The 26,916-nt window shown below is 67.0% G+C and carries 29 protein-coding genes; 17 read left to right on the forward strand and 12 right to left on the reverse strand.

Annotation, left to right across the window (positions count from 1 at the left end):
• The first annotated feature begins 415 nt into the window (after positions 1-415).
• The 12 genes from BEMPMBAN_RS20850 to BEMPMBAN_RS20905 all read left to right on the forward strand — a co-directional run bounded on the left by BEMPMBAN_RS20850 (position 416) and on the right by BEMPMBAN_RS20905 (position 14,581).
• Positions 416-1,144, forward strand: a complete 729-nt coding sequence (locus BEMPMBAN_RS20850) for a YveK family protein (RefSeq protein ID WP_159233161.1) — start codon at positions 416-418, stop codon at positions 1,142-1,144.
• Positions 1,137-2,570, forward strand: coding sequence for a lipopolysaccharide biosynthesis protein (locus BEMPMBAN_RS20855; protein ID WP_159233162.1), 1,434 nt, complete (start codon positions 1,137-1,139; stop codon positions 2,568-2,570). Before BEMPMBAN_RS20850 ends, BEMPMBAN_RS20855 begins: the two co-directional genes overlap by 8 nt.
• On the forward strand, positions 2,563-3,927 hold the full coding sequence (locus tag BEMPMBAN_RS20860) for an O-antigen ligase family protein (protein WP_159233163.1): 1,365 nt from the start codon (positions 2,563-2,565) through the stop codon (positions 3,925-3,927). Before BEMPMBAN_RS20855 ends, BEMPMBAN_RS20860 begins: the two co-directional genes overlap by 8 nt.
• Entirely contained in the window at positions 3,924-5,009 is a 1,086-nt protein-coding gene (locus BEMPMBAN_RS20865; protein ID WP_159233164.1) for a glycosyltransferase family 4 protein, read from the forward strand. Before BEMPMBAN_RS20860 ends, BEMPMBAN_RS20865 begins: the two co-directional genes overlap by 4 nt.
• Positions 5,006-5,794, forward strand: coding sequence for a glycosyltransferase family 2 protein (locus tag BEMPMBAN_RS20870; RefSeq protein WP_159233165.1), 789 nt, complete (start codon positions 5,006-5,008; stop codon positions 5,792-5,794). Before BEMPMBAN_RS20865 ends, BEMPMBAN_RS20870 begins: the two co-directional genes overlap by 4 nt.
• A gap of 19 nt (positions 5,795-5,813) precedes the next feature.
• Entirely contained in the window at positions 5,814-6,461 is a 648-nt protein-coding gene (locus BEMPMBAN_RS20875) for a YveK family protein (protein ID WP_159233166.1), read from the forward strand.
• Entirely contained in the window at positions 6,454-7,587 is a 1,134-nt protein-coding gene (locus tag BEMPMBAN_RS20880) for a glycosyltransferase (protein ID WP_159233167.1), read from the forward strand. Before BEMPMBAN_RS20875 ends, BEMPMBAN_RS20880 begins: the two co-directional genes overlap by 8 nt.
• The gene (locus tag BEMPMBAN_RS20885) at positions 7,584-8,621 is read left to right on the forward strand and encodes a cellulase family glycosylhydrolase (RefSeq protein ID WP_234897618.1); all 1,038 of its coding nucleotides are present in this window, start codon (positions 7,584-7,586) and stop codon (positions 8,619-8,621) included. Before BEMPMBAN_RS20880 ends, BEMPMBAN_RS20885 begins: the two co-directional genes overlap by 4 nt.
• Positions 8,618-9,733, forward strand: a complete 1,116-nt coding sequence (locus tag BEMPMBAN_RS20890) for an acyltransferase family protein (protein WP_159233168.1) — start codon at positions 8,618-8,620, stop codon at positions 9,731-9,733. Before BEMPMBAN_RS20885 ends, BEMPMBAN_RS20890 begins: the two co-directional genes overlap by 4 nt.
• Before the next feature lie 369 nt (positions 9,734-10,102).
• A complete protein-coding gene (locus tag BEMPMBAN_RS20895) occupies positions 10,103-12,370 on the forward strand; it encodes a cadherin-like domain-containing protein (protein ID WP_159233169.1) in 2,268 nt (755 codons plus the stop codon).
• Positions 12,371-12,478: 108 nt separating this feature from the next.
• Positions 12,479-13,174 carry a GAF domain-containing protein gene (locus tag BEMPMBAN_RS20900; protein ID WP_159233170.1) on the forward strand — a complete coding sequence of 232 codons (696 nt, stop codon included), beginning with the start codon at positions 12,479-12,481 and terminating at the stop codon, positions 13,172-13,174.
• Between the two features lie 303 nt (positions 13,175-13,477).
• Positions 13,478-14,581: a glycosyltransferase gene (locus BEMPMBAN_RS20905; RefSeq protein WP_200846071.1), complete on the forward strand. Its 1,104-nt coding sequence runs from the start codon at positions 13,478-13,480 to the stop codon at positions 14,579-14,581.
• Positions 14,582-14,686: 105 nt separating this feature from the next.
• Here BEMPMBAN_RS20905 and BEMPMBAN_RS20910 read toward each other — a convergent pair whose 3' ends face one another.
• From BEMPMBAN_RS20910 to BEMPMBAN_RS20925, 4 genes are all read right to left on the reverse strand, one after another.
• Entirely contained in the window at positions 14,687-15,439 is a 753-nt protein-coding gene (locus BEMPMBAN_RS20910) for a 2OG-Fe(II) oxygenase (protein ID WP_159233172.1), read from the reverse strand.
• On the reverse strand, positions 15,436-15,990 hold the full coding sequence (locus BEMPMBAN_RS20915) for a methylated-DNA--[protein]-cysteine S-methyltransferase (RefSeq protein WP_159233404.1): 555 nt from the start codon (positions 15,988-15,990) through the stop codon (positions 15,436-15,438). The genes BEMPMBAN_RS20910 and BEMPMBAN_RS20915 overlap by 4 nt, the downstream gene beginning before the upstream one ends.
• Positions 15,991-16,055: 65 nt before the next feature.
• Positions 16,056-16,565 carry an RNA polymerase sigma factor gene (locus tag BEMPMBAN_RS20920; RefSeq protein WP_272952246.1) on the reverse strand — a complete coding sequence of 170 codons (510 nt, stop codon included), beginning with the start codon at positions 16,563-16,565 and terminating at the stop codon, positions 16,056-16,058.
• A gap of 185 nt (positions 16,566-16,750) precedes the next feature.
• Positions 16,751-17,197 carry an ester cyclase gene (locus BEMPMBAN_RS20925; protein WP_159233174.1) on the reverse strand — a complete coding sequence of 149 codons (447 nt, stop codon included), beginning with the start codon at positions 17,195-17,197 and terminating at the stop codon, positions 16,751-16,753.
• A gap of 287 nt (positions 17,198-17,484) precedes the next feature.
• Here BEMPMBAN_RS20925 and BEMPMBAN_RS20930 point away from each other — a divergent pair, with 287 nt between their 5' ends.
• Positions 17,485-18,003: a PH domain-containing protein gene (locus BEMPMBAN_RS20930; RefSeq protein ID WP_159233175.1), complete on the forward strand. Its 519-nt coding sequence runs from the start codon at positions 17,485-17,487 to the stop codon at positions 18,001-18,003.
• On the opposite strand, the gene BEMPMBAN_RS20935 is transcribed toward BEMPMBAN_RS20930, so the two are convergent.
• Complete coding sequence (locus tag BEMPMBAN_RS20935) at positions 17,958-18,647, reverse strand: GtrA family protein (protein ID WP_159233176.1); 690 nt, start codon at positions 18,645-18,647, stop codon at positions 17,958-17,960. The two genes, BEMPMBAN_RS20930 and BEMPMBAN_RS20935, sit on opposite strands and share 46 nt — an antisense overlap.
• A 94-nt stretch (positions 18,648-18,741) precedes the next feature.
• Between BEMPMBAN_RS20935 and BEMPMBAN_RS20940 the strand changes: the two genes are divergently transcribed.
• Complete coding sequence (locus BEMPMBAN_RS20940; protein ID WP_159233177.1) at positions 18,742-19,935, forward strand: 5-(carboxyamino)imidazole ribonucleotide synthase; 1,194 nt, start codon at positions 18,742-18,744, stop codon at positions 19,933-19,935.
• Positions 19,932-20,435, forward strand: coding sequence for a 5-(carboxyamino)imidazole ribonucleotide mutase (gene purE / locus BEMPMBAN_RS20945; RefSeq protein ID WP_159233178.1), 504 nt, complete (start codon positions 19,932-19,934; stop codon positions 20,433-20,435). The genes BEMPMBAN_RS20940 and purE overlap by 4 nt, the downstream gene beginning before the upstream one ends.
• A gap of 401 nt (positions 20,436-20,836) precedes the next feature.
• On the opposite strand, the gene BEMPMBAN_RS20950 is transcribed toward purE, so the two are convergent.
• Positions 20,837-21,028 carry a hypothetical protein gene (locus BEMPMBAN_RS20950; protein ID WP_159233179.1) on the reverse strand — a complete coding sequence of 64 codons (192 nt, stop codon included), beginning with the start codon at positions 21,026-21,028 and terminating at the stop codon, positions 20,837-20,839.
• 126 nt (positions 21,029-21,154) lie between these two features.
• Here BEMPMBAN_RS20950 and BEMPMBAN_RS20955 point away from each other — a divergent pair, with 126 nt between their 5' ends.
• Positions 21,155-22,324, forward strand: coding sequence for an acyl-CoA dehydrogenase (locus BEMPMBAN_RS20955; RefSeq protein ID WP_159233180.1), 1,170 nt, complete (start codon positions 21,155-21,157; stop codon positions 22,322-22,324).
• Positions 22,325-22,441: 117 nt separating this feature from the next.
• Complete coding sequence (locus BEMPMBAN_RS20960; RefSeq protein WP_159233181.1) at positions 22,442-22,798, forward strand: hypothetical protein; 357 nt, start codon at positions 22,442-22,444, stop codon at positions 22,796-22,798.
• Between the two features lie 73 nt (positions 22,799-22,871).
• Here the strand turns inward: BEMPMBAN_RS20960 and BEMPMBAN_RS20965 are convergent, their stop codons facing one another.
• From BEMPMBAN_RS20965 to BEMPMBAN_RS20990, 6 genes are all read right to left on the reverse strand, one after another.
• The gene (locus tag BEMPMBAN_RS20965; RefSeq protein WP_159233182.1) at positions 22,872-23,645 is read right to left on the reverse strand and encodes a biotin--[acetyl-CoA-carboxylase] ligase; all 774 of its coding nucleotides are present in this window, start codon (positions 23,643-23,645) and stop codon (positions 22,872-22,874) included.
• Between the two features lie 18 nt (positions 23,646-23,663).
• Entirely contained in the window at positions 23,664-24,038 is a 375-nt protein-coding gene (locus BEMPMBAN_RS20970; RefSeq protein WP_159233183.1) for a type II toxin-antitoxin system death-on-curing family toxin, read from the reverse strand.
• Positions 24,035-24,241: a CopG family transcriptional regulator gene (locus tag BEMPMBAN_RS20975; protein ID WP_159233184.1), complete on the reverse strand. Its 207-nt coding sequence runs from the start codon at positions 24,239-24,241 to the stop codon at positions 24,035-24,037. Before BEMPMBAN_RS20975 ends, BEMPMBAN_RS20970 begins: the two co-directional genes overlap by 4 nt.
• 35 nt (positions 24,242-24,276) lie before the next feature.
• Positions 24,277-24,597 carry a hypothetical protein gene (locus tag BEMPMBAN_RS20980; RefSeq protein ID WP_159233185.1) on the reverse strand — a complete coding sequence of 107 codons (321 nt, stop codon included), beginning with the start codon at positions 24,595-24,597 and terminating at the stop codon, positions 24,277-24,279.
• Between the two features lie 121 nt (positions 24,598-24,718).
• On the reverse strand, positions 24,719-25,432 hold the full coding sequence (locus tag BEMPMBAN_RS20985) for a TIGR03089 family protein (protein WP_200846066.1): 714 nt from the start codon (positions 25,430-25,432) through the stop codon (positions 24,719-24,721).
• 1 nt (position 25,433) lies between these two features.
• Positions 25,434-26,903, reverse strand: a complete 1,470-nt coding sequence (locus BEMPMBAN_RS20990) for an LCP family protein (protein ID WP_159233186.1) — start codon at positions 26,901-26,903, stop codon at positions 25,434-25,436.
• Positions 26,904-26,916 lie beyond the last annotated feature (13 nt).

Below are 26,916 nucleotides of genomic sequence, written 5' to 3' on the forward strand. Positions count from 1 at the left end.
GTGCGATCGCGTCCGGCGCATCACGCGGCCGCATCTTTGCCGGATCGGGCGAAACTCACGGTAGTGGCACCGTCGGCAGCGGGCCGAGCGCGGCGGGTTCGTCGCAGCATCGGTATTTGCTCTCGCCCACCGACGCATTGTACTGGCAGCTGTGCACATTTCCCCTGATGGGCAGGGCGGGTGATCTCGGCATCTTGCGCCGGATCGCCGGGCCCGCAGGTGTATGGATTGTCAACGGTTATGGAACACCCGACGCTAAACTGCGGCGAGCGGTCGATCTGCGGACACGAAAGGCGTTCGGAAGAAGTGGCATGCTGATTTGCCGCGCACACTCGTCGCTGGGGGGACCGAATTTGAGTCGCGCTCGACAACTACTCCCGGAACCCGCCCCGTGGACCGAAGCGGTCTTCACGTGATGAACGGCGCGCAAGCACGGCAACGCATTCCGGCATGGCGTCGGCCACTCTTCTGGGTGGTGGTTGTCATCACCAGTGTGCTCGGCGTCGGGGCCGGGGTGTTGTGGACTGCCCGGCAGGATGCGGGATGGGAATCGACGGGGACCGTGTTCGTCGCCTTCACCTTTCCGGCGACGGAAACAGACCCGTTCGGTGGTGCACAGTTCGTCACCCAACGGATCGACACCTATGCACAACTCGGACAATCACCGGAAGTACTCCAAGGAATCGCCGACGACGTCGGCGGGCAGAGCGTTGCAGAACTCGCCGACAACGTCAGTGTCGAAGCGGTACCCGGGAGCGTGCTCATCAGAGCGACAGCCCACGACGGTGATCGGGAGACATCTGCCCGGCTCGCGCAATCCTTGATGGACAATCTGAACCGGGCAGCGATGGCGGTCGAGGCCGGCGGTCCCGGCAACACGTCCCCGATCGACCTCGTCCCGATCCAGCCGCCGTTGACGGTGCCCGGCTCCCTGCTGCTGACCGCGCTGGCGGCGGCCGGCGGCGGGCTGGTCGGCGGAGCTATCACCGGCGCCGTCCTCGGCTGGCTGCTGTGCCTGGTGACATCCAGGCGCCGGAACCCCCGCGTCGCGGCGTCAGGCCGCCACGGCCGCCACCGCTACCCTGCGCACAGCGCCACACCACGCCGGCAGCGGTCCGTCGTCAGGGGTGTCAGCGATGGGTGACGGAGAACCCGCCGGTGCCACCACGCAGCCGCGGCGGCCGGCATCGATCGGACGCGTTCTGGTCGCAGCCGGCGGGGCGCGACTACTCGTGCTGCCGCTCACCGGTCTGAGCAATCTGGTGATCGCCCGATTGGTCACCCAGGCCGTCGGAATCGATCAGTTCGGTGTGGTCATGCTGGTCGCCACCATCAGCCAGCTGCTGATGTTCGCCGATCTGGGTACCGGCGCCGCGGTGGCGACCGCACGCGCCCAACTCGACACCGCCGACAGCGTCGCGGAATCGGGCACCGCCGACAGCGTCGCGGAATCGGGTACCGCCGACAGCGTCGCGGAATTCCGTGGGACCACGCTCACCGCGATCCGCACCACACTGGTGTCCGCGGCGGTGCTGGGCACCGGCGCCGGCCTGCTGGGTGCACTCGGAGCGTGGCCGTGGCTCCTCGGATTCCGCGGCGAGAGCCTGGCGTCGAGTCTGAACGTGTCGGCGGTTCTGGCATTGTCGGCGTTCGCCGTCGCCTTACCGTTCGCGCTCGGTGAAGCGGTACTGCGTGGTGGTGGCCGCACCCACGAAGCTGTTCTGCTACAGGGGATCTCGCCGCCCACCGCGTTGTTGTTGACCCTCGTTTTCACCCATGTCGATGCTCCGGCGCTGGCCTACGCTCTGGTGCTTCCGTTGGGGGCGTTGGTTGCTGCCTTTTGTTGTGCAGTGCGGGCGTGGACGGTGGACCGTGCGTCGGTGCAGGGTCTGCTGCGCGCGGTACCGAGACGGCGCCGGTACCCGGGCCGGCCGATCGCCGCGACCGCGGTGCCGATGTTCGTGGTGATGGTGGGCCTGCCCATCGCGCTGCAGTCGGACCGCGTGATCATCGCCCACCGACTCGATGGCGTGAGCCTGTCCGACTATTCCTATGCCGCGCAGCTCTATCTCCCACTATGGTCGGTGGTGTCCATCGCCGCATTGGCTCTGTGGCCGCACTTCGCCACCGGTGCCCGTGACGGCGCAGCGCTTCGGCGCGGCTGGCTCACCGGTCTGGTGATCCTCAGCGGCGCCGGTGTGGCGATCGCAGGCGCATATCTGGTGTTCGCCAAGTACCTGATCAACTGGATGAGCGACGGGCAGGGATCACCCACGTGGACGCTGCTTTTCGCGTTCGCGGCGCTCATGGTCGTGCAGTGTGCGCACGTGACGACCGGGATACTGCTGATCGCGCCGGACAAACTGCGCTTCCAGGCGATCTGCGTGGTCGCATTGGTGATCACCAATCTGCCGCTGTCGTGGGTGATGACGCCGGTACTGGGCGCCGCCGGGCCGGTGTACGCCTCGGCCATCACCGTCCTTATCTGCCAGTTGATCCCGGGAGTTTTTGTTGCCGCCCGATTGACCCGCAAGCCGCCAGTCCACAGCACGGATGTCGTTGATGCCTGACACATTCTCCCGGGTGCTGATGGTTGCTTTCTCCGTCGTCGCCGCGGTGGCACTGTTCAGCGGGGTGCGCCGGTCTGTCAAGAACCGCGACCAGTGGTCCAAGGGTGCGCTGCTCGGGGCTCTCATCGTCATCTTGACCTTCAGCTTCGTCCAGCTGCTCGCGACCTACACCGACTCCTGGGTGAAAGTCACCGACGTCTATCGGGACGTGTCCTATTCAGTGCCCGAGTGGGGGCAGGCTTCCCTGCGGGTGATCATGATCCCGACCGCCTTGGGAGGGCTTGCGGTGCTGTTCGCCGGACTGCGCCGCCGCGACTCACAGGTCAACATCCCTGCCGTGTTGTTGGTGACGGTGTTGGTGATCTCGATGGCCGCTGCGTTGCTTCACGGAGACATCCCGCTGGAGTCCTTTCCCCTGGTCTATCTGTGCATACTGCTGGCATGTGTGTTCGCCCCGCGGGGGTTGGGCGTGCATCTGGGCATCGCGACGGTCTGCATGATCGCCGCGATAGCCAGTGGGTTCGCGATGATCCTGCACGGTGACTTCAGCGTCATCGAATGCGTCGCCGGACGCAAATGTGGATTGCTCGGTTTCAATTTTCGCGGTGTCCTCGACAACGAGAACGCCTTGGCGCTCTACCTCGCGCTCGCAATGCCGTTCGTCTACATCGGGTTCCGTGGGTGGGAGGGGCTCGTCATGGCGGCGTACCTGACCTTCCTCGTCGTGACCACCGGCAGCCGGTCTGGCACCTTGACCGCACTGGTCACATTGGCGGTGCTGCTGGTGGCGCGACCCGACATCCGGCGTCCGGCCCGGACGCCGGTGCGATCGGCGATCCTCGGCACCGGCCTGGCGGGTACTTTGGTTGCCGGTCTGCTGCTACCCATGATCATTCGTGATCCCGCGGCGCTGAGCGGGCGGGCCTACCTGTGGCAAGTCGCCCGCGGCGAACTGGCCGACCCGTCGGTGTTCTTCTACGGCGCCGGCATGTTCGGGTGGCGGCACCTCCACGAAGAGGGCTTGGTCAACGCAAGCGCGGTCTACTCGGTGCACAACCAGTGGTTGCACGTGTTCTTCTCGACCGGCATCATCGGGCTGGCGTGTTTTCTGGGCGCGTTGGCAATTCTGCTGTGGCAGGCCAGAAACGGATACTTCCTGGTGGCCGCCAGCGTCCTGACGCCTGTCTTCGTGTTGGCTGCCACGGAACGACCCTGGCCCATCGACACCGCCGACTGGCTGACCTGGGCCGTGCCCGGGGCGTTGCTGTGTTACCCACTACTACGAGCGCCGTCGTCGCCTCCGGACGACGATGATGTGGGGTCCGCTCCCGCCAGCAGAAGGGAGGTGTCCGCGTGACTGAACTCAGAACCGCTGCACCGGCGGCGATAAACGGCAAGTGGCTGGCGCAGTCGGCGTCGGGCACCCAGCGCTACGCCTCCCAAGTGATGGAGGCGTTCTGCCGTCTGACCGCCGACCGCGACCTGCTGCTGGTGCTGCCCAGTGATGCGCCGACCCCGCCCTGGGCAGCCGATTTCCAGATCGCACGATCCCGGCTGAGAGGCAACCTGTTCGAACAGCTTGCCCTGCCATGGTTGACACGCGGACGGCACCTGTACTCGATGGCCGGCCCGGCGCCGCTGCTCAAACGCAATCAGACCGTCGTGATGCACGACGCCATGCCGTTCCGCATGCCGACGTCCTACCGACGGACCTTCGTGCTCTGGTATCTGCTCATGTACGGCCTGCTTTCCCGCACTGTCGTGCGCGCACTGACGGTGTCCTCTTTCAGCAGAACCGAATTGGCGCAGACGTTGCACGTGCCGGAGCAACGTTTCGAGTTGGCTCCTTGCGGCTCCGACCACCTCACGCCGGGCAACGGTGCCGGATACGTCGCCCCCTTCGAACCGGGCACGTTCGCGCTGATCGTCGGCAACCTCGCACCGCACAAGAACGTGGGTCCCGCGGCTGCGGCGCTGGTCGCGGCGGGAGTACCGGTGGTGGTCGTCGGAGTCGCCCAGCAGGTGCACCGGCAGGCGACGATCGCCGACAATGCACTCCTGCGGTACATCGGCAGGATCGGCGACGATCACCTGCATCACCTCTACGCCGACGCGGGCGTGCTGGTCGCCCCCTCCAAATACGAAGGGTTCGGCATCCCGGTGGTGGAAGCGGCAAGAGCCGGCTGTCCCTCAGTCTTCGCGCTCGGGTCGGCGATGACCGAAGTGGCCGGCCCCGGCGGCCTCGGATTTCCCGCCGACAACCTGAACGAATGCGTGCGACTGGCCAAGAGCGTGCTCGCGGATCCGGCGTTGCGCGGGCAGTTGGCCGAGCGCGGTCGCGCAAACGCCGAACGATTCACCTGGGAACGTACCGCCCGCATCATCTTCGGCGACACCGCGGTGCGCGACCACAAACGAGGCAGCGAGGTGCGGGCGTGACCCTGTTCAGCATCATCACCATCAGTTACCAGAACCGCGACGGCCTCCGCAGCACTGTCGAATCGGCTGTCGCACAGACATTTCGCGACTTCGAGCACATCGTCGTCGACGGCGGCTCGACCGACGGCAGCGCGGAGTGGCTGGCCGAGTGCTTCGACGGTATGTGGACCAGCGAACCAGACGGCGGCCGCTACGACGCGATGAACAGGGGAGCCGCGCGGGCGACCGGTGAGTACCTGTGGTTCCTGCACTCCGGTGACGTCTTCGGTGACAGCACCGTGCTGCAGCGGGTCGCAGAGGCCATCAGGACCGCCCCCGGCGGGCCACCCGATTGGCTCTATGGGTTGGCGCGGGTGGTCGACCCCGACGGCACCCTGCGCGGCATCATCGGTTTCGCGCCGTTCACGATGTTCAACTTCGCGATTCTGCAGCGGCCGCTACCGCACCAGGCGACCGCGATGAAAACCGCGCTGTTCCGCCAGTTGGGTGGCTACGACGAGCGCTACCCGGTCTCCGCCGACCAGGTGCTGCTGATGAGATTGGCCAATCTGTCACCGCCGCTCGCGCTGGCCGACTTCCTCTGCGATTTCGACTCCACCGGCCTCAGCTCGAACCGGTCGTGGTGGCAGACGTGGAAAGACGACCACGCGACCCTCGGATACCTGGACCATCCCGTCACCGGTTCATCCCGGCTGGACAGGACCCTGACCTTCACCTACTCCTCGGTGCGGCACCTCGCGCGGAGCGCTCGTGACCGCGTTGTCGCGCGCAGGGCAAGCCGATGAACACTACCGGGGAGCCAGCGTGGAACTGAGCGTCGTGACAACAGCGCTGCGCCGCTGGTGGGCCGCCATCCTGTTGAGCACATGGGCAGCCGCGGCCGCCGCCGGAGTGCTCACCGGGACCCAAGAGCCCGTGTACACCGCCACAGCACAAGGAATTGTGTCGGTCGGCAACCCCGCCGACCGCCCGCCGTACGTGCTGTCCTCAGGAGCGCAGTACATCCTCGACCGGATGACCAGCTACGCCAACCTGGGTGTCACCACACCGGTGCTTGCGCCCGTGGTCGACGATCTCGGCCTCGACGAAACACCGGAGTCACTCAGTGGGCACATCTCCTCGGAGAGCGTCGTCGGCAAGGCATTCGTGGAGGTGGCGGTCACCTACGACGACCCCAGATCAGCGGCCGCCATCGCTGATTCAGTCCTTGCCGAGATGAGCGACGCCGTCTGGGAACTGGAACGCGGAAACGTCCAACTGGTTCCCACCGGAGCGGCGGCACCGCCCACCGGCCCGTCCAATCGCAAGATCGTGATCAACGCGGTGGTCGCGGGTGCCGGTGGCCTGGTGTTGGGCTGCTTCGTCGCGGTCGGACTCGCAGCGATGCCCACCCGCACTCGCACCCGCGGCGCCGAAGGGTCCAGATCTGCACGGGGGCAGGCCGATGGCTGACCGGGGGCGAGTCCTGCAGCTGTCCACGATGGTGCCGCCGGCTCGCTTCGGCGGCGCCGAATCGGTGGTGCAGGCCTTTGCCGAGCAGCTGTGCAACGCCGGGTTCTCGGTCGACAACGCGGGCCTGACCGCTCGCGGAGCAGCCGAACCCGGTACTCCCATCCCGAACCTGTACTGGCCCTTCGACGGACACCGCCGTGGCGCCGCGGCCAGAGTGGGTTGGCACGCCATCGACGCGCTGACCCTGCGGGGCCGCTCGGCAGTGGAACGCGTCGTCGACGACTTCGACCCGCAGGTCCTTGTCACCCACAACCTGCGCGGGTGGGGCCTGGCCCCTTGGGTGGTGGCCCAGCAACGTGGGATTCCCCTGGTGCACGTCGTCCACGACTACGGACTGCTATGCAACAACTCGACGCTCTGGCACAACGGCACAGAATGCGGACCCCGGCAGACGGCGTGCCGGCTGCGTGCGTCGCGCGCGGTGTCCCGGTGGCCGGGCGGTCTGCTGGTCGGCGTCTCCGAAGCAGTGCTCGCCGAGCACCGCCGCCGCCGGTTCGGCACCGCCGACCCCTGCGCCGTTGTTCATCCGGTCGCAGCGGCCACCGCTGTCGGCCCCAGACTTCCGCGCAGCACCGCTGGCGTGCCCACGACCTTCGGGTACCTCGGCCGACTGACCGCCGAGAAGGGCGTCGGTGAACTCGTGGAGGCTATCTCCAGCATTGACGCGACATTGATCGTAGCCGGCGAGGGAGACCGCTCGGAGGTTCGGGCGTTGAGGGCCCGTGCGTCGGACCAGGTGCAGTGGTGGGGATGGACCGAGCCCGCCAAACTGTTCGCCGCGATCGACGTCCTTGTCGTTCCGTCCCTGTGGCGCGAGCCCTTCGGTCTGGTGGTCGTGGAGGCTGCCCGTGCCGGCGTGCCGGTTCTGGTGGCCGACCAACCCGGCCTGCTCGAGGCGGTGCGCAGCAGTGGTGCGCTCTACCGCTCCTATCCCGCCAACGACGCAGTAGCACTGCGGAACTCGATGAGTGAATCACTTCAGAGTTATCGGCAGGAACCGGCGCAGAAATCCGATGTTGACATCGTTGATTTGGTGGCCGGACGAATAGTGGGGGCGGGATCGTGAAACGTGTTAGCGGGCTGGCCATGATGGCGATACTCGCGGTGGTCGCGGCAACGGGTGTGTCATGTAGCGCGCAGGCCACCACGCCGGACCCGTCGCACATCGGAATGGGCGTGCACATGATGTTCGACGACGCCGCATCCATCGACCGACAGTTCGACCTGATGGAGCAGATGAACGTCACGACGGTCCGGATTGACTTCGACTGGTCAGCTATCGAACCCGAACCAGGACAATACAACTGGTCCTACCAGGACCGTATCGTCGAGCAGGCCGCAGCCCGGGGCATGCAGATCCTGGCGCTGCTCACCTACACCCCGAACTGGGCTCGGCCGCCGGGGACCACCAGTCACGTGCCACCAGATCGCGAGGAGGACTTCGCGACCTTCGCACAAGCCGCCGCGACCAGATACGCCCCCCGCGGTGTGCACAGCTGGGAGATCTGGAACGAGCCCAACACCAGTGACTTCTGGTTGCCGCTTCCCGACGTCGACCGTTACGGCGCGCTGTTCCTCGCCGCTGCCGAGGCCATCAGGCAGGTGGACGGAAACGCCACCGTGATCACCGGCGGTCTCACCCGCGGCACCGACACGGCCGACGGACACCGAATCTCGCAACTGACGTTCTTGACGGGGCTCTACCGCAACGGTGCTGCGCAAGTCGCCGATGCTATTGCGGTGCATCCGTATTCGTTTCCGGTGTTGCCGTCTGCGTCGGACCCCGACGTGGTCGGCGGTTTCGCGGACCTGCCGCAGCTGCATGCGTTGATGCGCCGCGAAGGCGACGCCGACAAGAAGATCTGGATCACCGAGTTCGGTGCCCCCACCGGAACCGCTCCCGAGGCGATGTCCGACCGCGAGCAGGCAGAGTCGCTGCTGGAGGCCCGCCGCATGGCCGGGGACTGGGACTGGGCAGGCCCGCTGATCTTCTACGAACTTCGCGATTCCGGCACCGACCCCGCCGAGCTGGAGCAGAACTTCGGTGTCGTACGAGTTGACCTGAGCCTGAAGGACGCTGGGAAGGCCCTGATGAAATGACCGACGGGACACCAGAACCGTCCGCGGGAGCGGGCCGTTCGACGGTGCGAGACAGCCGCCTGGACGTCGCCCGCGGTATCGCCATCGCAGGTGTGGTGATCGTCCACGTCTATCGCGGGCTCTACGGCGCAGACATGGTCGAACAATCCACCACGCTGCTGGTAGATCGGCTCATGGGATTCTGGTGTCTGAGCGTATTCGCCTTTGTCGGGGGCACTCTGGTGCCGCGTGGCGTGCGCAGTCGCGGCGTCGCCAGCTATGTTCGCGACAGGACTACCCGGTTCTTCGTCGTCTACGTCACGTGGGCCATCCTGCAGGGCGGTGTGCAACTGCTGGCCACGGATGCGGTCAACGTCCCCACGTCACCGATCGCGATCCTGTCGATTTGGCGGCCGCCCGGACAGTTGTGGTACCTGCCCTTCCTCATCCTGATGACGTTGGTGTTCGTGCCGCTTCAACCATGGCGGGAACGGCGCGCACTGTGGATAGTCTGCGTCGCGGCCGCCGTCAGCATCGCGTTCTGGGGATACGACGGCGGTTACGTCGGCACGCAGGGACTCGGCTTGGTGGTGTTCTTCGTCGGCGGAATGGCGGTCGGTGCCCACCGAATGACCGCCGTGCTCGACCGGTTCGCCCCGGCCGTCGCCGGAACGGTCGGCATCCTGTTGCTGGTCGTCTCGTCATTGGTTGCAGTGGTCACCTTCGCGACGCCGCCGACATTCGACCCCGAGGGCCGGACGTTGGCCTCGGTGGCCATCGCCGTCCCGGTGGCGCTCGTGAGTTCCGCGGCGGTTCTGCTGATCGGACACGGGCTGCGCCGAGCGTCGTTCCTGGCGTTGTTGGGACGCCGATCCCTCGACATCTACCTTGCGCACGTCATCATCGCCGCGGGAACGCGGATTGTGCTGACACAGCTGGGAGTGACGTCGCTGTGGGTCTTCGTGATCGCCGGCTTCGCCATGGGAATGGTGGGTTCGCTGATCGTGGGCAGTGCGGCTCGCCGCATGAAGCTGGGATGGGTGTTCGACGGACCGTCGTGGCTGAACCGAACGCCGGCCGCCTCGCGAACAAAGCCGCCGCCGCAGGGCCCGCCGCGCGCCGAACAATCCTGAAAACTCCGCCGCCGCGCAGAACTAGCGACCTGGTGGCGGGGCCTCGGGCTGCGGCGAGCACGCACATCCGCATTGATCGTCAGATACAGCAAAATCGTGCGCTGATCGCCGGAGAGCTTCCTGGTGCGCCTGCCGGGCAAACGGACTCCCGCAACTTGCCGAAAACCCTTGCACGGTGGTCGCGCTGGGCACAAACTGTCCTCTAAGTCGGATAATGCAGGTGCTCTTCGATTGCAGACGGGGGCCGATGTGGCGATCCATGCCCATCTTCAGCAAAGTGAGTGTGCTGGAAGTGAGGATCGCTGGCCTGCTGCTTTCACCGCCGACTGGCCGAACGTGCGACTCGGTAAGTGGGCTGGCGCGGTCGCCTTGGCGTCTGGGATCGCGTGTGCGTCCGTCGTCGCGGGCACGACCGCTGTCGCCGCCGCCGAAACGACGGAATCGAGCGCGTCATCCTCCGGTGGCGAGGACTCCGGGAGCCGCACCTCCGCCGACGTCGGTCAATCCAGCGACTCAGACACCTCCGACTCCGACAGCTCCGACTCGAAGGCGGCCGACCGCGAGGAGCGCACCGAGCTCTCCACCGACAGCGAGGAGGCCGACGGGCGCGGCGAGCCGGACAAGGACCTCGACGAGGACCTCGACGAGGACCTCGACGAGGAGGTCGAAGATAGCGAGGAATCCGCCACTCCGCCGGCCACGAGTAAGCGCTCCCACGCGACTGACCCCGACGACGTGCCCGCCGAAGATGGCAGCGAACCCGAGGGTGTGCTTGGACGAGGCGACGAGGCAGATTCTGCGGAAGGCGCTGAAACACCGTCCAGCGCTGGGGACGACGACGTCAGCACAACAGGTGTCGCCAGGCAGACGACCCCGAGCAGTGCGCAGACAGCCACCGCCGCGTCCACCACTGCGCTCGCGACGGGCGTCGCCGATTCCCCGACCCCTCCGACGCCCTCGCAGGTTTCGCTCGAGCCGGCACCGGCGGCGACTGCGACAGCCGCGGCCCCATCCGAGGATCCAGTACAGAAGCTGACGTTCTTTTCGATGCTGGAGGCCATCTGGCGCGAATTCATCAGGAAGTCAAGGAATTCCGCGCCGACGCTGCCGGCGAAGATCGTGACCATCACGATTCCCGCCGGCGCAGCCGCCAGTGACCCGATCGCCTTTGGCGGGACCGATCCTGACGGCGACGAGCTGACCTACCTTGTGGCAGCGAAGGGCACCAGGACCGGGCCGAAGTACGGCACGGTGACAATCGACCAGGCCACCGGAACCTTCACCTACGACCCCGACGACTCGCTCACCGGCACCTTCACCGACACTTTCACAGTTACCCTGACCGACAGCGGATCTCGCTGGCAAGGAGTCCTGTCCTTCCTCAACCGCGCAACCACCTCCGGGGTAACGAGCAAGATGAGCGTCGTCGTCGAGCCGGCCAATCAGATTCCGAAATCGGTCGCCGATGCGTTCTCCGTGATCGCCGACTCCCCGGTCATCGGCAACGTCCTCGCCAATGACCACGATCCCGAAGGGCAGCCGCTCACCGCGACGTTGATCTCCAATCCGACCCACGGCTCGGTGAACTTCCACCGCGACGGCTCCTTCACCTACACGCCGGAAGCGGACTTCACTGGTACAGATCAGTTTTCCTACGTGGCCTTCGACGGAGCCGCCACAAGCATGGTCACCGCCGTGACGCTCATGGTTGCGGCAGTGCCCGCGAGCAAGACCCCCAGCATCGGGGTCCAGGGACTCACCTGGTGGTCCGGCTTGTCCGATGCCGATACCGACCGCGCGCTGGACATGGCGAAGTCCGCGGGCGTCACGAGCATGCGCCTGGACATCAGCTGGTATGTCGTCGAGTACAACGAGGGCACATACGATTTCAGCTGGATCGACCCGCTGGTGCACAAGATGGTGGAACGCAACATCTCGGTGCTCGGCATGCTGTACGACACCCCGTCCTGGTTGTCGGGAAGCACGAACCCACATGCCGCTCCCACGACCGCCACGTCCATCGACCTCTTCTCCGAGTTCGCCGCTGCCGCGGCGCAGCACTACCTCGGGTACATCGACACCTGGGAGATCTGGAACGAGCCGAACATCCCCAGGTTCTGGGCGGAACCCGATCCGGCCGCATACGCGGCGCTGCTGCGGGCCGTCTACCCGGCGATCAAGGCGGTGAGCGGCACCGCCACCGTCATCGCCGGCGGCCTGTCACCCGACTCCAGCGGCATCGACCCCCTGGCGTTCGTGCAGGAGATGTACGACGCCGGCGCGGGCGGCAGTTTCGACGCAATCGCAATGCACCCCTACGGGTTCCCGCAACTGCCCAGCCTGACGTCCGTCGAAGCGGTCTACAACGTCATGGCCGCCAATGGTGACGGCGCGAAGCAGATCTGGCTCACCGAGGTCGGCGCGCCCACCGGCACATCGCCGTGGGCGGTTTCCGAAGAGGAGCAGGCCCAAGCCGTGGCGATGTTCGTCGATTTCGCCCGCTACAACCACTACGTCGGCCCGATCTACCTGTACTCCCTGTTGGACACCGGAACCGACCCTGCCGACCCTGAGCAGAACTTCGGGCTGATCCGGCGGGACTTCACCCCGAAGGAGGCATGGGGGATCTGGCTGTAACCGACTGCGCAAGGCGTGGCGGTGGAATGCCAGCGTGGGCCGCCAGTCGTCGACGTTCTTTGCCCGGCGCCTGAGAGTTTTGGATACCGTTGTGTGGTGAACAAATCGGTGAACAAGTTCGACGACTGGCTCAACGCCCGGCTGGAACGCTGCGCGGGTGATGCCAACGAGGATGTTCACACCTACGTTGCCCGTGCCGTTGCCTCGCGGATGCTGGTGGACGTCAGGCGCACTGATCAGCCCGTGCTTCGCGATCTGATGGCCCACCTACTCGACTCCAAAGTGCTGGGCGAAACTGACATGCCCGGTGTGGAGGCGGCGATCACGGACCCCGATCGACTCGAAGCACTCCAGGCCACAGGTCTTTTGGATTCCGGGCAGGATGCGGTGTTGGACAGAATCACCAGCGCTCTCGCCCAAGCGCTCGACGTACCTTTCGCCGCCGTGACTCTCGTCGACGCCGATCGGCTGTTGCTCAAAAGCGTCAAGACAACGACACCGGACAATTTCGGGGGAGGGCAAGTGCCACTCGAGTGGTCGATTTGCCAGTACACAGTGGCCCAAGGGTCGACGTTGGCTCTCGACGACGCGCGAATCGATCCGGTGTTCAAGCTTCACCCCGCCGTCGCAGCGGGCACATTTGTCGCTTACCTCGGCGTCCCGGTCAAGGACAGAAAAGGCAACGCGATCGGAACGTTATGCGTGTCCGATACCAAGCCACGGATGTGGACGGCCGGCCATGTCCAGATTCTCTCTGATTTCACCGCGCTCGCTGCGGAGCGGGCCTTTGGGTACGCACCCTGAATTCGCGACCGCCGCGGGCGACACGGTCAGCGGCCGAAGATCCTGGCCAACCTCCGACGGAGAGACCCTGCATCCACGGCCCGGAACCGCACACAATCGCAGAGCGAGCAATCCGATCCGGGGCGGTAGTGCTCGTGTGCCGATCGGAGGTGGCCGCACCGGCAGCCCTGCGCATCCACGACAATGAAGATACGCGGTCGCGGGTGCGCTGCTGATCAATTCGCCCGATGAGGTGGAACCGTGCACACGGACATCTGCCAGGCTCACGAGGATTGCGATAGGAGGGCCGCAGTGAGGGTCACCATGGTCCATGAGCGGCTGACTGAGATCGCAGGCTCGGAAAACGTCGTCGCCGAAATGTTCCGGGAGTGGCCGGACGCGCCGATCAGCATTCCGATCGTCGACCCGCGGGTGCAGGCGTGTTTCGCCTCCCAGGTGAAGACCGGTCGGTTGTCGGCGTTGTACCGTGCCGCCGGGTACCGGAGCTACGCACCGTTGCTTCCTTTGGTGCCGGCCTGGCTGCGCCGGCGGGACTTCTCCAACGCCGACGTCGCCGTCATCAGTCATCACGCATTTGGGATCGCCGCCGTACACGCCGCGCATTCCATCCCGACGGTCGCCTACGTGCATTCACCGGCCCGGTGGGCCTGGGACAAGAAGATGCGAATCGACGAGACGGACTCGCGGGCCGGACGCATTGCCCTGGATGCGCTTTCGGCACTGGCAATCAGGACCGAACTTTCCGCTGCCCCCGCGGTGACGTCCATCGTGGCCAACAGTGGAGCCGTGGCGCAGCGGATCAAGCGCCATTGGGACCGTGACGCGCAGGTCGTCCATCCCCCGGTCGACGTTGACTTCTACACGCCGGATGCCGCCGAGGCGCGCGAAGACTACTTCCTGCTCCCCGGCCGACTGGTCGCCTATAAGCGGCCGGATGTTGCTGTCCGGGCGGCGGTGCGGGCCGGAGTGAAACTCGTTGTCGCCGGGCACGGCCGCGACGCCGACAAGTGCCGCAGGCTCGCCGAGAACGGCCACGTCGAGTTCCTCGGCCGAGTCTCCGACACCGAACTGCGCAGCCTTTACCGACGCGCCAAGGCGATGGTCATGCCGGGGGAGGAAGACTTCGGTATCACCCCCGTCGAAGCCATGGCGTGCGGAACCCCGGTGATCGCCCTCGGCGTCGGCGGAGCGCTCGACAGCGTTGTCGAGGGGCTCACCGGAACGTTCGTCCACGGCTCCGACGACGAAGCGATGGTGAGCGGCTTCGCAGACACGCTCGCTGCGTTCGATGGCAGCCACTTCGATCCTGCGCAGATCCGTTGCCACGCCGAGGGATTCTCTCGTAGCGCGTTTCGGCGCAAGATGGCCGAGGTCGTCCGCGTGACGGTTGAGCGGGGCGCCGCGTAACTGTGCGCGCGAGGTGTCTTTGAGGTCGACGCCGGAACGACCGAGCCGCCCGGCAGTCCAGGGTGAACTCCCCGCCGGGGTTGACCGGGATCGTGGACTGGGCCATCAGGCGGCGTCGTGAAAGACCAGGGCCAAGGTGAGGCGGGTGCCGGATCTGATGACCGACACGCCGTGACGCACCGGGGCCGCCGACCACCCACGCGTGGATCGGACGGGCCGGTCGCGGGTGGTGAACACCAGGCCGTGCCCGTGCGGAATGAGGGTCGCGGTGCCCCGGGATTGCGCCCGGGGGCGCTGTTCGTAGAGCAGGAACTCCCCGCCGGTGTGGTCAACGCCGGGATCGTTGAGGTTGATGACCACCTGCAGCGGGAAGACCAAGTCGCCGTACAGGTCGCGGTGCAGGGCGTTCCAGTCCCCCGGACCATATTTGAGCAGGATCGGGGTGGGTTTGGTTTGCCCGGCGGCGTGGCACATGTCCAGCCATTCCTCGAGGCTGTCCGGCCACGGGGTGTCGCGGCGCAGCTTGGTCCACCAGTCGCGGGCGATCGGCAGCAACTTGGGGTACAGCGCCTCTTTGAGGTCGGCGACCGCTTGGGGGAACGGTTCGGCGAAGTAGCGGTATTCGCCCTCCCCGAAACTGTGCCGGGCCATGTGCACCGTGGACCGAAACCGGGTGTCGTCGTCGTAGAGGGCGGCGATGGCGGCGGCTTCATCGGCGGACAGCAGTGCTCCGGTGAGTGCACAGCCGGCGGCGTCCAGATCGGTGCGCACGGTGCCCCAGTCGACGGCCTCGACCCGGCCGCGCCACGGCGCGATCTGGTCGTCGCAGGGCGCGGTGCGGGGGTGTGCGGGGGTCATGCTGCTGCCTCCAGGGCGAGCAGTGTCCGTTTGGCGTCGGGTCCGCCGATGTAGCCGCCCATGGTGCCGTCGCTGCGCACCACGCGGTGGCACGGGACGACGACCGGCAGGGGGTTGGTGGCGCACGCCGAACCCACCGCGCGGACGGCCTTGGGGTTTCCGGCGAGCCGGGCGACCGCGGAGTAACTGGCGGTGTGCCCGTAGCCGATGTCGCGCAGGTGGTGCAGCACGGTGCTGCGGAACCCCGTCGAGGACAGCCGCCAATCCAGCGGTGCGTCGAACGTGCGCCGCGCACCGGCGAAGTACTCGTCGAGCTGGCCGGCGACGGCGTCGAGCCTGCCGGGGGATTCCAGAATGCGGGGGCTGATCTTGTCCGCCAGCGCCTGCAGCACCGCGTCATGATCCTCGCTGGCGTAGGCGACCCGGGCCAGGCCCTGTTCGGTCGCGGCGAGGAGCAGCGGCCCCACCGGGGTGTCGAGGATCCGGTAGGCGACGTCGAGGATGCCGTCGCGTTCCGCCGCGGCGGCCAGGCGGGTATGCAGCGCCGCCATCGCGTGCGGGGTGGGCTCGGTGATCCGGGCCAGGTCGCGAACGAGGTCGGCGTTGACGTTGTCGTTCATGGGGTGACTCCCTTCGTGGAGTGCCGGGCGTCGGCCACGGCGCCGTTGTAGGCGTGCCGGAGGGTGGCGATGCCGTCGGCGGCGGCGCGTCGGGCGGCGTCGGCTGTGCCGCCGAGAATGTCGGCGACCTCGGCGTAGGGCAGGCCGGCTAGGTAGTGGTAGGCCACGGCCTGCTGCTGTTTGGGGGGCAGCCGATGCAGGGCCTGGGCGAGGTCGTCGTCACGGTCGGTCGGCGGGTGCGTGGGGGTGTCGGGCAGCGTGTCGGTCGGGATGGGTTGGCGCGCCCGTGTGCGGGTGACGTCGATGGCCTTGCGGTGAGCGATGGTGACCAGCCAGGCCTGTAGGTTGGCGTCGGCGGGCAGCTCCGGATAGGCCCTCATCGCCGAGAGGAACGTCTCCGACCATGCGTCGTCGGCGTCGACCGGTCCCAGGACCGCGCGACACACCCGCATGACGGCGGGTCCGTGTTCGCTGACCACCGCGGTGAAGGACTGTTTGACTGTCACCTTCTGTAGACGCACCGTCCTTGGGTTTCGTGAGGTCTGATTGTCCCCCGTCGGTCGGCGAGGTCGCCCCCGCCATCCGGGCGGCGCGAACCGCGGCGACGTGGGGGCACGTCGCCGCGGTCCGCTGATGTGGCGACCGCGCGACCCCGCGTTCATGGACCGTCGGTTTCGCGCGTCGCGGGGACTCAGGCCGGCTTGATCAGTTCGAGCTGCTGCAGGACGCTCACACCGTCGTCGAGCCCGATCTCCTCGACGATCAAACCGTCGACGACCTTGAGCACCGAGGTGCCGGTGAACCGCATCGTCTTTCCGGTACCGGCGGGCAGTGCGCCGATCGGCATGTCGTCGAAGGCGTCACCGGTCTGGGTGCCGCCGCCGATCCACTGACCCACCACGTAGTCGCCTTCGGCGATCAGGTCGGCGGTGGCACCGAACGCCAGGTCCGGGAACGCCGCGCGGAACTTGGTGGCGAAGGCGCGTACTTCGTCGCGGCCACGGCACGGGGCGTGCAGTGAGTATTCGAAGCGGATGTCCGGTGCGGCCAGTTCCTCGATGACGTCGGGGTTGAAGTTCTCGCCCCAGAATTCGGCGAACCACCGACCGACGACTGCTTTGTTCTCCTCGATCGACATTGGATGTTCCTCTCCACGTTCATTATTGAGCGTCCGAATGGAACGCTCACGAGGAAGACGTCGGCCGGCGGTCAAACGTGAGGCCGCCGGCCAAACCCCTCACAGTGCCGGGACCAGCGCAGGTTGAAACGGTGTGCGCTCGGAGTGGCTGATCTGCTTCTGCATCGAGATCCGGAATCTCCTGCTGGACTTCAAGATTCTGTTGTTGACTGTTCTTGCGGTGTTCCGCAGTGCCGAAGATTGAGTTGCACAGGTGTTTGTGTGCCTTTCCTGGATAGAGTGCTTCCGTGGGATATCCGGAGAATGTGCTGGCCAAAGACGAACACGTGGTCCTGCACCGCCACCCGCACTGGGGGCGGTTGACGGGTCCGGCCGTCGCCCTGATCGTCCTGACGGCCGTCGCCGCGTTCGTCGCCGGCTACGTGAACACGCGCGACTGGGAGTCGAACGCCAGGAACATCGTGTTCCTGGTCATCGCGGCGATCTGGCTGCTGCTGGTCGGCTGGCTGACGGTGTGGCCGTTCCTGAACTGGTGGACCACCCACTTCGTGCTCACCGACCGCCGGGTGATGTTCCGCCACGGCCTGGTCACCCGTCAGGGCATCGACATCCCGCTGGCCCGGATCAACAGCGTCGAGTTCCGCCACGGGCTCATCGACCGGATCTTCCGCACCGGCACGCTGATCATCGAATCCGCAGCGCAGGGCCCCCTCGAGTTCCACGACATCCCACGAGTGGAACGCGTGCACTCACTGCTGTATCACGAGGTCTTCGACACCCTGGGGTCCGAGGAATCGCCCAGCTGACGCCGGGAACGCTTGCGTGACTGCCGCATCGGGGTGACGTTGCCGTCGGCGGCCGGGCCGTTCTCGGGCATCGGATGGCGGGCCTCGTACCCGTCCTCCCACGCCTCGGCGAAGCCACCGCCGGTCAGCGTGGACTCCAGAGCCTTCTCCGGGTTGCGGGCGAACTCGTCGGGGAACACGAACCGGCGGAACGCCCAGAACCGGAACGCCATCTGCAGCAGGTTGCCCACGATGTAGGCCGAGATGAAGTCGGCGATGTTCTCGACGGCCAGCGTCACCATCGGCACCCGCAGCATCAGCACGTAGCTGGAGATCCACAGCGGCGCCATGCTCAGCAGCACGCCCACCCCGCTGACCCCGAAGAACAGCAGTGCCTCGTGGTGGCGCTCCCGACCGCCCCGGTCGCGGAAGCTCCATTCCCGGTTGAGGATGTAGGACGCGATGACCGCGACGATGCCTGCGATGATCTTGGCGGTCACCGGCTTGGGCTCGAGAATCGTCAGCTTGAGCGTGAAGAAGATCGTCAGATCGATGACAAAAGTGGTTGCGCCCACGATGGCGAATTTGATCAGCTCATGGTGCTGCTCGGCGTAGGGACGGATCGGCCCCGGAAGGCGCTTGATCGTCGCATCGGCAAAGGACACAAGTTCGCAGTCTACGTAACCGGGCTGAGATGTTCCCCATCGTGGCTTTGCCGCAGGTCAATACTGCCGTCGCCGACATGACACGATAGGCGGCGTGTCGCGTCCATCAGCCTCACCGCCCGTCGTCGCCATGATCGGCGGTGGACAACTCGCCCGAATGACCCATCAGGCAGCGATTGCCCTGGGTCAGACGCTGCGTGTGCTGGCCACCGGCAGTGACGAACCCGCCGCGCAGGTGAGCCCCGACGTTGTCCTCGGGTCGCACACCGACCTCGACGCGCTGCGCCGCGCCGCCGACGGTGTGACAGTCCTCACGTTCGACCACGAGCACGTCCCGGCCGAGCACCTGGAGAAGCTCGTCGCCGACGGAGTCAACGTCGCGCCGCCGCCCGAGGCGCTGCTGCACGCCCAGGACAAGCTGGTGATGCGGCGCCGTCTGGAGGCCCTCGGCGCCCCGGTGCCGCGCTACGCCGCGGTGTCGTCGCTGGCCGACGTCGAGGCGTTCGCCCGTGACGTCGGCGGGGCGGTGGTGATCAAGACCGTGCGCGGCGGCTACGACGGCCGCGGCGTGGTGATGGCCTCTTCTGTCGAGGAGGCTCGCGAGGTGGTGGCGCGCTACCTCGACGACGGGGTCGCGGTGATGGTCGAGGAACGGGTCGCGATGCGCCGCGAGCTGGCCGCGCTGGTCGCCCGCTCACCGTTCGGGCAGGGCGCGGCGTGGCCGGTGGTGGAGACGGTGCAACGCGACGGGATCTGCGTGACGGTGCTGGCGCCGGCCCCCGGGCTGTCCGAAAACCTCGGCTCGGCGGCGTCGGAGCTGGCGCTGCGGCTGGCCAGCGAGCTGGGGGTGGTCGGCGTGCTGGCGGTCGAACTGTTCGAGACCGTCGACGGCGCGCTGCTGGTCAACGAGCTGGCAATGCGCCCACACAACTCCGGGCACTGGACCATGGACGGCGCCCGCACGTCGCAGTTCGAGCAGCATCTGCGGGCGGTGCTGGACTACCCGCTGGGCGACACGTCGCCGACCGCGCCGTTCACGGTGATGGGCAATGTCCTGGGTGCCACCGAGACGCCGGCCATGTCGATGGACGAACGCGTGCACCACCTGTTCGCCCGGATGCCCGACGCCAAGGTGCATCTCTACGGCAAGCAGGAGCGGCCGGGACGCAAGATCGGGCATGTCAACCTCGCCGGTGCCGAGGTGGAGGTGCTGCGAGAGCGTGTCGAGCGGGCCGCACACTGGTTGTCGCACGCGCAGTGGACCGACGGATGGGATCCTCACACATGAGTTCGCCACGGGTAGGCCTGATCATGGGCAGCGACAGCGATTGGCCGGTGATGGCCGACGCCGCCGAGGCGCTGGCCGAATTCGACGTGCCGTTCGAGGTCGGCGTCGTCTCCGCCCACCGCACACCCGGGCGGATGCTCTCCTATGCGCAGGAGGCGGCGTCGCGGGGGCTGCAGGTGATCATCGCCGGGGCCGGTGGCGCGGCACACCTGCCGGGAATGGTCGCCTCGGCCACGCCGCTGCCCGTCATCGGGGTGCCGGTGCCGCTGGCACGGTTGGACGGGATGGACTCGCTGCTGTCGATCGTGCAGATGCCGGCCGGGGTGCCGGTGGCGACGGTCTCGATCGGCGGAGCGCGCAACGCCGGGCTGCTGGCGGTGCGGATCCTCGGCTCGTCGGACTCCGCGCTGCGCGAGCGGATGGCGTCTTTTCAGGCCGGGCTGGAGCAGATGGTGCTGGAGAAGGACGAGGCGCTGCGCCAACGGCTGCTGGGGGAGTAGCTCTCTCGCGTCTGTGCGTTGACACTGCGCTCACGGCCACAAAGTGCGAGTGCGCGTCGCCGCCACTGCAGTCTCAATGCTCAGCGCGGCACGGGGAGGCGGCGCGCTACGCGTTGGCGGCGCTGCGGAAGCGTCGTCGTTAGCCCACCGCGAGCGAAAGATTCGGTGGTTGCATAGCCTGCCTCACCGCCCGTCGAAAGATTCGCTCGCGCTGGGCAGTCTCGAATGCATCGTCCGAATTGGTCGGCTATCCGGGCGGCTGCGGCAGCGTCGCTTCGCGGCGTGGAATCGCAGCCACCTCAGCGCGGTGCATCGGTCTGGCCGGCGCGGCGTTGAGAGTGCCCTCAGGGCGGGAATGTGCGAGTGAGCCGCGCCACCAGCGCAGTCTCAATGCGCAGGCGTTAGGACGCCTTGAGGACGAGTACGGGCTCGGCGGTGGTGACCGGCACCGACACCGGATAGTGACCGGTGTCCACGGCGTGAGTCCCCACATCGATCATGGCCGACGCACGTGACCAGCGGGTTTTGCCGTCCCACCCGCAGTCGCACCGAGCGGTGTAGCGGAACGCGCCCCCATCGATGTAGGTCTGCATGTTCTGAAAAGTACCCGTGGACAATGAGAACCAACCACGACGATGCTGAACCTTTACTGAGAGAACCCGACTTCGCGAAGCAGCGTCGGCGCGGTAAAGTTACCGGCGAGTAGCAAGGAGATGACCATGGCTAGTTGGGCCGGAGATCCGTCGTTCGATCTGTTCCAGTTGCCCGAGGAACACCAGGAGCTGCGGACAGCGATCCGCGCGTTGTCGGAGAAGGAGATCGCGCCGTACGCCGCGGACTGCGACGAGAACTCGCGCTTTCCGCAGGAAGCGCTCGACGCGCTCGTCGCCTCCGGCTTCAACGCGGTGCACGTGCCCGAGGAGTTCGGCGGCCAGGGCGCCGATTCGGTGGCCGCCTGCATCGTCATCGAAGAGGTGGCCCGGGTGGATGCGTCGGCGTCGCTGATCCCGGCGGTCAACAAGCTGGGCACCATGGGGTTGATCCTGCGGGGTTCTGACGAGCTGAAGAAGCAGGTGCTGCCGTCGATCGCCAACGGCGAGGCGATGGCCTCCTACGCGCTGTCCGAGCGCGAGGCCGGCTCCGACGCCGCGGCGATGCGCACCCGCGCCAAGGCCGACGGCGATGGCTGGATCCTCAACGGCACCAAGTGCTGGATCACCAACGGCGGCGCCTCGTCCTGGTACACCGTGATGGCGGTGTCCGATCCGGACAAGGGCGCCAACGGCATCTCGGCGTTCATGGTGCACGTTGACGACGAGGGCTTCACGATCGGGCCGAAGGAACGCAAGCTGGGCATCAAGGGCTCACCGACCACCGAGCTGTACTTCGAGAACTGCCGGATTCCGGGCGATCGGATCATCGGCGAGCCCGGCACCGGGTTCAAGACCGCGCTGGCGACCCTGGACCACACCCGCCCGACCATCGGCGCCCAAGCTGTCGGCATCGCCCAAGGCGCGCTGGACGCGGCGATCGAATACACCAAGGACCGCAAGCAGTTCGGCAAGAGCGTCTCCGAGTTCCAGGCCGTGCAGTTCATGCTCGCCGACATGGCGATGAAGGTCGAGTCGGCGCGGCTGATGGTGTACTCCGCCGCCGCGCGCGCCGAGCGGGGCGAGGGCAACCTCGGGTTCATCTCCGCGGCGTCGAAGTGCCTGGCGTCGGATGTCGCGATGGAGGTGACCACCGACGCTGTGCAGCTGTTCGGCGGTGCCGGCTACACCGTCGACTTCCCGGTCGAGCGGATGATGCGCGACGCCAAGATCACCCAGATCTACGAGGGCACCAACCAGATCCAGCGTGTGGTGATGAGCCGCGCCCTGCTGAAGTAACCCGCCGCGAAATATCATTCCGGGCTGTGGTTGAGGGCCGATTCACGACCCTGGCTTCACGCTCGTGGCGTGGAATTCGTGTGTCCGCGGTGCGGGAGTCAGTTGTAGGCTCAGCTCATGGAGTCAGGTGATCTCGAGCCTCGTGTTGAGGCTCTGGAAGATCAGGTGCGCGATCTGACTGGGCGCGTGCGTGCCACTGAGCACGATGCCGCCGCCGCACGGGTGCTGGCCGGCGCAGCCGATCGCGACGTCGGCGAGATCCGCGGCGAGCTGCGGGATTTCCGGCAAGCAACCACGGCCAGCTTCAACGCCGTGCGGCAGGGCTTCGTCGACCTGCGCCAGGACGTCGTCGATCTGCGTGAGCATGTCGATCGAGGGTTTGCCGAGATGCGCGGGAAGTTCGATGCCGCGGCGGCCGGTCAGCAGCAGATCGTCGATCTTCTGCAGTCGGTCATCATCGATCGCGGCAAGTAACCCCGCGAAATATAATTCCGGGCTGTGGTTGAGGGCCGATTCACGACCCTGGCTTCACGCTCGCGGCACGCAGCTATGCCGGCCGCAGATGCGTGATGTCGCCGGCCGACACTGTCACCGTCGTACCCGCGTCGTCGATCAGCAGCCGGCCGCCATCGTCGATACCCGTTGCGGTGCCGATGATCTCAGCATCGCCGGGCAGAATCGCCCGCACCCGCGTGCCGATCGTGGTGCTCACCGCGCGGTAGTCGGCGGCGAGCATGGCGTCCGCGGCGCGCCACCGGGCCAGCCGGTCGCTCAGCGCGCCGAACAGCGTGACCGTCAACCCGGTCCGGTCAACATCGTGGCCGAGCATGCTCAGCGACACCGCGTTCGGGTCCGGCAGCTCGTCCTCGGTCAGGCTCACGTTCAGGCCCAGACCGACGACGATCACCGGAGCGGCCACTTCCGCCAGAATCCCGGCCAGCTTGCCGGTGCCGACCAGAACATCGTTGGGCCACTTGAGTCCTGCGTCGACGCCGAGTTCGCGGACCGTGTGCGCGACGGCCAGGCCGGTCAGCAGCGGCAGCCACCCCCACGCCTCAGGCACGACGCCGGTGGTGTCGACGCCGACCGACATCGAGATCTGCGAGCGTGCCGGCGCCGACCAGCTGCGGCCGTGACGACCCCGTCCCGCGCTCTGGTGCTCGGCCAGCAGCACTGCGCCCGCGATGTCCTCGCCGCCGGCCGCCCGCGCGATCAGATCGGCATTCGTCGACCCGGTTTCCTCGACGACGTCGACCTGCCGGAACTCGGTGGCAGGCAGCGCGGCACGAAGGACGTCGACGTCAAGAGGGGAGCGATCCACGGCGTTGAGGGTAGTGCGTCACCCGGACCACGTGCGGAGCACCGCAGCGATGTCGGCCACGTCGGTGGCCCCGCCCGTCGCCACCCGGACCACGAAGTCGAACCGGTCGTCCTCGGGGGCGCTGAGCCACACACCGTTGATCGCCAGGAAGGTTCTGCACGCCGTCCACGCGAGTCGCTTGTTCCCGTCGACCAACGCGCGGTTCCACGCCAACGAATGCAGCAGCGCCGCCGCCTTGAGGTGCAGATCCGGGTAGGCGTCTTCTCCGAACACCGACGCCCTGGGACGCGCCAAGGCCGACTGAAGCAATCCGTAGTCGGCGACGGCGACGTCCGCACCAACGGCTGCGCGACCGATCTCGAGCAGGTCGTCGAGGTCGAGGTACTCCGTCACGCGTCCTTGAGCCGCTCCAGAACCGCTGCCTCTTCGCGCACCACGCGCTGCAATGCCGTGGCCACTGCGGCCTTGTGCTCGCGCCGAGCGATGTACTCGTCGATCGCCGAGAGTGCGACAGCCTGCATGGAGCGGCCCTCGGCGGTCGCCTGCCGGCGCAACGCCTCGGTCTGCTCGTCACTGGTACGCAGGGTCATTCCCATGGCGGCGATGATACCAAAGTGATACCGCTGCCGGCCTAGCGCAGCGTCGCGGGCTCCAGCGACTCCAGCAGTCGGGCGTACTCGGCGTGCTCGGCCGTCACCCGGTTCAGCGCGCCGAAACCGGTCACGAACGCCAGCATCGCCGCGAGCGCCCAAAGATTGCCCAGCGCCCACTCCCACGTGGTCGCCGTCGGCGCCGACGCGAGCCAGTACACGGCGAAGACGACCAGTGCGTATCCGCAGAAAATGGTGAACCGGCCGTCGGCGCTGGCCCGCCAACCAGGGTGGCGGCGGTTACGCAGATGCCACACGGACAGGGCGACGACGAGCGCTATCGCGGTGATGGTCGACTCCATTGTCGCGCCTCCTCACGGACGGCCTCCGGGTGTTCGATCTTTGCCAAAACTGTAACGTCATGACACAGACCATTGTGAACCTACATGCTGAGGGCACTCTGTGACAATGAAAACAATCTGGTCACAGCGACGTGCGCGTCAATTTCTCCGTTTCGCGGCGGCGGTCCAGCAGATCGGGGTCGGGATTCGCCACTTGTACCAGTGAGGCGCCGACGACGTACACCGCGAGCAGGCGCTCCACGATGTCCTCGGCCGTCTCCCAGCCCGCTGTCGACATGACCCGGTCCTCAGCGGTCAGCCCCTGCGCCGCGGCCGACGCCCGCGCCGCGGCCAGCACGTCGTCCACCGAGCGGCCTTCCAGCGCCCGGCCCGGCACCCGTTCGGGCACGATCTGATCGCCGTGCACCCGCACCGACGTCGCGTAATCCGTCAGCCCGACGGGAAGGTCGGGGACCGGCTTGCCGAACGGATCCAGCGACAACACCGCGATCTCACCCATTCCCACGGCGGCGTCCGCCTCGTCCAGCCGGTCCGCCGTGCACAACGCGATCTCCGCGTCTGATTCCGCCAGCACCACCTCGCACCCGATCCACCAGATCCCGAACAGCACCGCGGCGGTCTGCCAGTGCGCGGGCAACAACACCGCGACCCGGCTACCCGGCGTGGCCCCCATCTCGTCGCGCAGCAGGTTGGCGGTCTTGGCCGCCCAGTTGGCCAGCGTCGCGGTCGACAACTCGATGCGCTCGCCAGTGGCGTCGTCGTAGAACGTGATGCGCGGGCCGGCCGGGTTGTGGGCCATCAGCGGATCAAGGACGGCCGAACTGACAGTGGTCACGTCAGTTGACGCACTGCGGGTCGCTGGAGCCGGCGGTGATGATCGGCGGCGGCGCTTCGGGGTCCACCGCAGCGCCCGCGGCGGTGTTCAGCGGCGCCGACAGCGTGACGTCGGTGCCGTCCAGGCCCGAGCCCGGCCCGGTGTAGTCGTCGGACAGCACCACCCGCACCCAGCCCTTCGGCACGCCGGCGACCTCGACCACCGGCAGTCCGCCGAGGTCCTGAGCGACCGCCTGGGCGCCCAGATCGTCGACCTGGGCCGCCTGCACCTGACTGGACGACACCGGGTCGCTCTCGTTGTTGCCGACGTTGCCCGGCGCGAAGCCCCTGCCGCCGAGTACATGGGAGACGGCGGCCGCCAGGCCGTTGATGTCGGTGTCGTTGAGGACGTCGACGGTGGTCTTGTCCGGGGTCCAGGCAAGCTCCTCGGTGTTGCCCTCTTCCTGTTCGTTCAACAGGCTGTTCACCCAGTGCTCGACCTCGCTGGGGTCCACGCGCACCACGCTCTGCATGCCGTCGTCGCTCCAGCCGGCCTCCTCGACGATCGGGATGGTCGCGAACGCGACATTGCCCGCGGCGAGCTTCTGCAGCTGCTCGACGAAATCCATGATGTCCCAGTCGTCGGAGAGCACCACCGAACGCTGCACCGCCTGCTCGAGCCGATTCAGCGTCGCCGGGCTGGACAACGTCTTGCTGGAGATCACCTCATGGGCCAGCGACGCCATCACCGCCTGCTGGCGCGTCACCCGGTCCAGGTCGCCGCGGGGCAGATCGTGACGCTGCCGGACGAAGCTCAGCGCCTGCGCGCCGTTGAGTTTCTGCCAGCCGGCGGGGAAATCGGCGCCCGAAAGCTGTTCGTAGACAGGCGCGTTGAGGCACACGTCGACGCCACCGAGAGCGTCGGTGATCAACGCGAACCCGAGCAGACCGATCTCGGCGTAGTGGTCGACGGTGACGCCGGTGAGGTTGGCGACGGTCTTGATCAGCTCCTCGCGGCCGGCGTCCTGGGCGATCGGCTCGGCCACCGCCGGGTCCTCGCCCTGCTGCTCGACCAGCTCGATCATCTTCTCCAGGTGCACCGACCCGTACACCCCGTTGATCTTCATCTTCCCGATCCCGGGAGCTTCCACATAGGAGTCGCGCGGGATGGAGATCGCCGTCGCGGACTCGCCGTTGTTCGGGATACGGATCAGGATGATCGTGTCGGTGTTGGTGGAGATGTCGTTGCCCGCGCGCAGGATCGCGAGCTCTTCCTCGCTCAGTGGATTGCCGTGGGCATCGGTGCGGCTGTCGTTGCCGACCAGCAGGATGTCGATCGCGCCGTCCTCGCCACCCTCGCCCAGCGCGATCGGGTTGATCTGGTTGATCCCGGATTCGAACGAGCGGATCTTGCCCCACGCCAGGCCGGTGCCGAGCACGATCGCCAGTGCTGCGGCCACGGAGATGACACGCATCAGCTGAGCAGCAGGCATTTGGCCAGGTTAC

It is taken from the genome of Mycolicibacterium austroafricanum, assembly GCF_902705885.1.
GTDB lineage: Bacteria > Actinomycetota > Actinomycetes > Mycobacteriales > Mycobacteriaceae > Mycobacterium > Mycobacterium vanbaalenii_A.

Bases quoted from the DNA above. Each gene is read 5' to 3' on its own strand.
- BEMPMBAN_RS20980 (WP_159233185.1), bottom strand. From the start codon at position 24,597: ATGGAGTCGACCATCACCGCGATAGCGCTCGTCGTCGCCCTGTCCGTG.
- BEMPMBAN_RS20910 (WP_159233172.1), bottom strand. From the start codon at position 15,439: ATGACCCCCGCACACCCCCGCACCGCGCCCTGCGACGACCAGATCGCG.
- purE (WP_159233178.1), top strand. From the start codon at position 19,932: ATGAGTTCGCCACGGGTAGGCCTGATCATGGGCAGCGACAGCGATTGG.
- BEMPMBAN_RS20925 (WP_159233174.1), bottom strand. From the start codon at position 17,197: ATGTCGATCGAGGAGAACAAAGCAGTCGTCGGTCGGTGGTTCGCCGAA.
- BEMPMBAN_RS20855 (WP_159233162.1), top strand. From the start codon at position 1,137: ATGGGTGACGGAGAACCCGCCGGTGCCACCACGCAGCCGCGGCGGCCG.
- BEMPMBAN_RS20905 (WP_200846071.1), top strand. From the start codon at position 13,478: ATGGTCCATGAGCGGCTGACTGAGATCGCAGGCTCGGAAAACGTCGTC.
- BEMPMBAN_RS20990 (WP_159233186.1), bottom strand. From the start codon at position 26,903: ATGCCTGCTGCTCAGCTGATGCGTGTCATCTCCGTGGCCGCAGCACTG.
- BEMPMBAN_RS20975 (WP_159233184.1), bottom strand. From the start codon at position 24,241: ATGGGAATGACCCTGCGTACCAGTGACGAGCAGACCGAGGCGTTGCGC.
- BEMPMBAN_RS20915 (WP_159233404.1), bottom strand. From the start codon at position 15,990: ATGGCGGCGCTGCATACCCGCCTGGCCGCCGCGGCGGAACGCGACGGC.
- BEMPMBAN_RS20950 (WP_159233179.1), bottom strand. From the start codon at position 21,028: ATGCAGACCTACATCGATGGGGGCGCGTTCCGCTACACCGCTCGGTGC.
- BEMPMBAN_RS20955 (WP_159233180.1), top strand. From the start codon at position 21,155: ATGGCTAGTTGGGCCGGAGATCCGTCGTTCGATCTGTTCCAGTTGCCC.
- BEMPMBAN_RS20850 (WP_159233161.1), top strand. From the start codon at position 416: ATGAACGGCGCGCAAGCACGGCAACGCATTCCGGCATGGCGTCGGCCA.
- BEMPMBAN_RS20890 (WP_159233168.1), top strand. From the start codon at position 8,618: ATGACCGACGGGACACCAGAACCGTCCGCGGGAGCGGGCCGTTCGACG.
- BEMPMBAN_RS20860 (WP_159233163.1), top strand. From the start codon at position 2,563: ATGCCTGACACATTCTCCCGGGTGCTGATGGTTGCTTTCTCCGTCGTC.
- BEMPMBAN_RS20960 (WP_159233181.1), top strand. From the start codon at position 22,442: ATGGAGTCAGGTGATCTCGAGCCTCGTGTTGAGGCTCTGGAAGATCAG.
- BEMPMBAN_RS20880 (WP_159233167.1), top strand. From the start codon at position 6,454: ATGGCTGACCGGGGGCGAGTCCTGCAGCTGTCCACGATGGTGCCGCCG.